1 protein-coding gene is annotated in these 6,000 nt (G+C 34.9%); it reads right to left on the bottom strand.

The window, feature by feature from the left end; genetic code table 11:
• On the bottom strand, positions 1-5,949 hold a 5,949-nt coding region (locus ACEG17_RS03705; protein WP_372582600.1), incomplete at its 3' end, for an autotransporter-associated N-terminal domain-containing protein.
• Positions 5,950-6,000: the final 51 nt, after the last annotated feature.

Raw genomic sequence — 6,000 nt, 5'->3', positions numbered from 1 at the left:
GATGCTGTTAAATCTTCCGTATTCCATCTTCAATGCTCCATAAGGACGGAAATGTGTTCTTTCGCTTAATCTTATGTCGTATCCTAAATCTGTTTTTAGTGCCGCTCCATAAGAATTGTAGTTAGATTTAGCTTCGAATATTTCGTCTACAACAAGGTATCTACGTTTCATTTCGTTTATACCTGCAAACACGTCTCCACCAATTGTCCATTGTAATGATCCGTTATGATCGCTGCTAGGTGACATCTTTTTGAATACCCCTAATTTAACCATAGTTTGGTTTTCTTTTGATTTACCAATATCTTTGAACTTGAATCTGTTATTTACAACCCCTGCATACCATCCGTCAGAGTTACCCATCTTAATTTTTTCATCTTCGTGAACATAAGCTACTCCAGTAACATTACTTGTATAGTCAATAATTCCTGCAGTATCTGTGCTGTATTCATCTCTCATACCAAATACTTTAATCTTGTTGCTTTGTTTAGATGGATTTCTCCAGTCTCTTTGAAGATGATTCAACTCTTTATCCAGTAAGTTTCCAGTAGAGTTGATTCTTTGTTGAACATTCCCGTATTGGTGTCCCATCATTTCATCAAAAGCTTGATATAACAACACTTCTTCGTTATTTCCTATTCCATTTAATTTTTGGAATAACTGATTTTCTCTTGAACCTAAGGCTTCCACACCATATCTTTGTTCCAGCCCGTCAGCAAAGTTAAATGTATCAGTGCTATTTACTGGCGACTCCTCTCTTCCTGTCCATTCTGTGTACGGAATTTTAGCCATATATAGACTTGTTATTACTCCGTTTGAATCCAATGTTGGAGTCGCTATCCATCCTATTGAGCCTGAATAAACATTCCACTTGATATTTGGATTCTTTAACATTGCTATTCTATATGGATTTATTATGTTAGGATCATTTACTAAAATGTATTTGCTAGTTGTTGATTCTGCAGCTTCAGATCCAATAATTAAATCTGCTTCACTTGTCAAATTTTGCAATCCGTCTATTGATTTTGTATAGTTGACTCCTGAAGTATTTATATATAATCCAATGCTAGAAGCTGATACAGATATTGGATTTTTTGCCATTGTATTTACAACTACTGGTGTTTGAGGTACTCCATTCACAGTAATTGTGGCAGTTGAGGCTCCCGCAGGTGCATCAATTTTTACTCCTCCTACTCCTTTTCCTGTTGCAGGCACTGTATATTCATAAATTGTATCTTCATCTTTTGTGCTTCCATTTACTTTTATAGTTCCGTAGTTTTCCACTGTTCCACCTTTTAAGTAAACTCCCACACCGTTTTTCGCATTTATGTCGATAGTCGCACCTTTATTATTTATCAATTTTGAATTTTCTCCAAGATATACTCCAACTGTATTTTTGTAAGTTCCTGAACCTGTTGTAATTGAGCTGTTATTAATTGCAGTTGCTCCATTATCAGCATAGATACCTGTTGTGTTATTTGCGTTCAATACGATATTTCCATCATTTGTCGCTGTACTTCCCGCACCACTTGCATACATACCGATACTATGTTTCCCGTTTACATTAATTGTTCCTTTATTTATTATGTTACCTGTATCAGTTGTTTCATATCCTGCACCCATACCTATTGAATACAGAGGAGCTAGATTACCGCTACTGTCAACAGCTGAAATATCTGATTCTCCTACTGTGATTGTTCCATTATTTGTTGCAGTTCCACCTTTAATACTGTAAACTGCCACATTTCCTAAACCATTTGAAAAATCAATGTTTCCATTATTTGTTACTGTTCCAGCTGAATAAATACCGTAATTTTGTCCGCCTGTAGAAGTCATATTTGTAGAATTTGTTACTGTTCCTGATGTATCACTTGAATACACGTATACATTCTTATCTCCTAGTCCAACGTTTGAAATCTTGGAATTTATTGTATTTCCTGTACCAACATTTACAAATCCAAATGAATTGTTTCCAATGTTAAATGCAGTTCCACTATTTGTGACAGTCTGCCCGCTTCCTACTGTGTAAACCCCAACTGCTTCATCTGTTCCTGTTGTTATTGTTCCGCCTGTTAAATTTACATTTCCACTTTGAGAATATATTCCAATTGCTGCATTTCCTATCTTCAAGTTACCTGAATTTTCTGTATTATATCCATAAATCCCAATTGTATTATTTCCAGAATCTATTGTTCCAGTATTTTCAAGTGTTACAGTATTATGCTCAGTGTAAAGTGCAACGTTAGGGCTAGTAATTGAAGCTGAATCTCCCAATGTTATTGTTCCACTGTTCTTGGCTGTATATCCTGGTGTTCCAGTTGCATATATTGCCGTATTTCTATCACCTGTCATAGTGATTTTTCCTGTATTTTCCAGTATTACTCCTGAAGAAAGTGCCGCATCTGGTTTGTAAGAAATTGCAACCGAATCATTTCCTGCTGATTCTATTAATCCTGGATTGTTTATTGCCTGTGTTGTAGAACCTTCTGAATACAATCCTGTTGAATTAGAACCTATTGTAATCTTACCTGCATTTTCAATCAATGAATCCTCAGTTCCATAGATAGCTGTTGACTTATCACCTATTGTCATAACCCCTGCTGCTTTGTTGTATAGTTCTCCAAACTTAGCATACATTCCAGTAGAACCTGCACCACTTAAATTAATTGTTCCTTCATTTGATAATGTAACCTTATTTCTTGCATACAGACCCTTGTTATTTTCCTGAGCCATTGCAACCTGATTAGCCTGTGTTCCTGTAATAGTCTTAGTATTTGCATTCGTTATTGACGAATTTGAAATTTCAAGCTGATTGAATGCATCATTGGCATCATCCAAGTTTACATCCTGATTAATTGTAAGGTTGCTTAAGTACAGCATAAATGTCTTATAGTCAGTTCCATTTATATGTGCTCCTGTAGCTTTTGAGACAGCATCTCCTGTTGTATCAGACAAGTCCATTCCAACATTTTGAGCAATAAATAATCTTGACCCCTGCTTCATATCTAGCGTAAGATTCCCTAAAGTTGTATTTGTTCCATCTCCAAAATTATTTTTTGCCCATCCTTCAATTTGAGTTTTTCCAAAGTTACCACCATTTCCTACATAATAAAAGGCATTTCCTCTGGTATTAGGAGTAGTTCCGCCTTCAATAGTCGCATTCATCTTTCCATCTATGGCAACTTTTCCTGAACCATCTTCACCAAGATAGAATAGTAATGATTTTTGCCCTGTAGTTGCTGTTCCTGTCCCTTTTAATGTAATCTTACCTTTATCAGCATCATAGTTTACTGCTCCCTCATATGCTTTTACAGTGTGGTCTCCAACTTCCAGTGTGGCATTTTCACCTGAATATACCCCAATTGATTCTGCTTCTTTTACATTAGCGTCCACATTTATACTGTTTGTACCGCTGCTTATAAGTTTTGAATTTTTACCAGCAACAATACCATAAGAACCCTTTTTAACTTTATTTCCTGAGCCATCTAAATATTCATACACTCCAGCAGAACCACCTGCACCATCATTTACTTTTACAGTTCCTGTAGATGTAGTTGTTACATCAGCAGTATTAGTTGAATTATCTCCAATAACTAATCCTGTAACTCCATTTCCTTCAGCTGTAGTAGTTCCACCATAATTTAATGTACCATTTGTAATCAATACACCTGTTGAATTATCACCTTTTACACTAATATCACTTGTTGCAGCAAGTGTTCCCGATGGGTTACCAGTTCCTTTAGTCATATATACACCAACATTAGTTGCTGTTCCTGTTCCCTTCAACTCGATTTTTCCTGAGTTATTAAGCTGTCCACCACTAGTTGCCATTCCAATTCCATTAATGATTGTATTACCGCTTATTGTTTTACCTGCATTATTTACAACATCTGCATTTATTCCAACCATTCCTATTGATGAATCGCCATCTAAAGTGATTGTTCCGTTATTTATTGCTTTAGGTGTCCCGGGTGCATCTGTTGATACTGAGCCTTTACCTACTCTCATAGCTATATTTTGTCTTTTTTCAGTACTGCTGACATTAATTGTTCCAGCTGCATCATTTGTTATATCATCAGCGGCATTCGTAATCAAAACCATACCGGTATTACCTTTACCACCAGAAACATTTATTATTCCATTATTTTTTACTCTTCCTTGATATGCTCTTATTGAAGTAGCATTGCTATAATTAGAATCTTCTATAACTGCTATTCCTGATGACAATGAATTTACTGGATTATTCTTAGAATCAACTCCTGCATCCCCACTTACATTAAGTATTCCAGTATTTTCCATCGTACTATTAGGTGCTACACGTGAAGACCATTTCATACCATAGCTCGCTGTACCGCCTATATTCATCTTATTTGTATTTGTAACTTCTACAAGTGAAGGTGAACCAGGAGCATAAACTTGAATTCCTATTGATTTTTCACCACCAAAATCAATTGTTCCATTATTTGTTAATACATATTTACTATTAACTCTTCTATCGTCATTCTCATAAGTTAATATCATACCAATTTTATATCCTGTATATCCAGCAGCAGTTCTATTTACATCAACAGTTGTCCCACCTAGTAATGGTGCAAGAGTTAATGGTGCAGAAGCTCCTTTGGCTAATCCACCGATATTTGCAAGCGTCGTTTCAGAAGCATCTGTTATTGTTCCTGTATTAACCATTTCTCTTTTACTTCCATTTGGCCCGTAATATGTATCTGTTTGAACTTCAAATCCCACTGTCAAAGGCCCAACCAAATTAACTGTTGCCTTGTTATCAAGTTTAACATCTGTATTTGCTGGTGCATTATCCATTGTAGCTGCCCGAGAACCACCAACTAAAAAATTTTGTGCATTATATCCTCTTCCCGCATTTCTTTCAGATTGCTTTTGAGTTTCATTAAGCGGATTTTCTGAATTAACTGTTAAATTAGTTGTTAAATTGTAATTTGTTTCTGTATCAAAGTATGATTTTAATAAAACACTTCCTGTATTAGTCCAAGAATGTCTTAATGACGGATAGCCGTCTCTAAGTCTTCCTTTAGTACCAGGAGCATTAGCTAAAACCGAAAAAGCATTAAGATCAAAATCATAATTATAAGCTCCACCATTTACGCTACTTCCACAATCTGCCATATAATTACAGTAAGATCCTAGCTGTATATTAAAAGTAGGTGGTGCTGGTAATTCTGGCAATTCTGGCAATCCAATAACTGGTTTTGGTGGTGTAAAGCTAATTGTTTCTGGTAACGTTGGTGTAACCACACTTTTTGCTGCTATTACAATTGGCGATTTATTTACATTTCTTGGACGTATTCCTGCACGTACTTCAAAAGGTATAATTGGCTCTTTTACCGATTTTACACTGGCTATACCATATCCTTTTGCTGAACCTGAAGCAGAATTTGCTTTTCTATTTTTGTCTAATAGACCATAGTTACTACTGTCTGGGGATATTGCCCTTTCATAAATATTCGAGCTTCTTTCAAATACCCCTTCATAAGGATATTTTTCTTTTTTATCTCCTCTTCCTTTGTAAGTTCCATTCCAATTATTATTAAAATAATTAATTCCATATTGCCAGCTGCTCCAAGGAGATTTAACAACATGATCTCCTTGCTCCATTAATTGAATCAGTTCAAGATTTGTGCTTTTTAATAATTTACTATTCTCTCTTCGTGTTTCCTTAACCTTTTGATGTATACTTTTTATTGAAGATGAAATCTCCTGTTTTTGATTTTCTACGTTTTTCTCTGTAGTTTGTGAAAACAAATTACTTGTAATCGATACTACCCCTGTCATTAAAAATGTGACCAATGCAGAATCTGTGTATTTAAAATCTTTTGTTTTTTTTGCAAATGCACGTAAATCTTTTTGCAAATTTCTAAGATTATTTGTCATCTTTTTACTTCGTATGATAAATATATAATTAACTATATAAAATATCATACTCTCCTTTCTTTTTTAATTAACTTTTTTTTAATTAAATTTAAAATTATT

The organism is Leptotrichia hongkongensis (genome assembly GCF_041538065.1).
Classification (GTDB): Bacteria; Fusobacteriota; Fusobacteriia; order Fusobacteriales; family Leptotrichiaceae; genus Leptotrichia; species Leptotrichia hongkongensis.
This window is presented reverse-complemented; position numbering and strand designations above follow the sequence as displayed.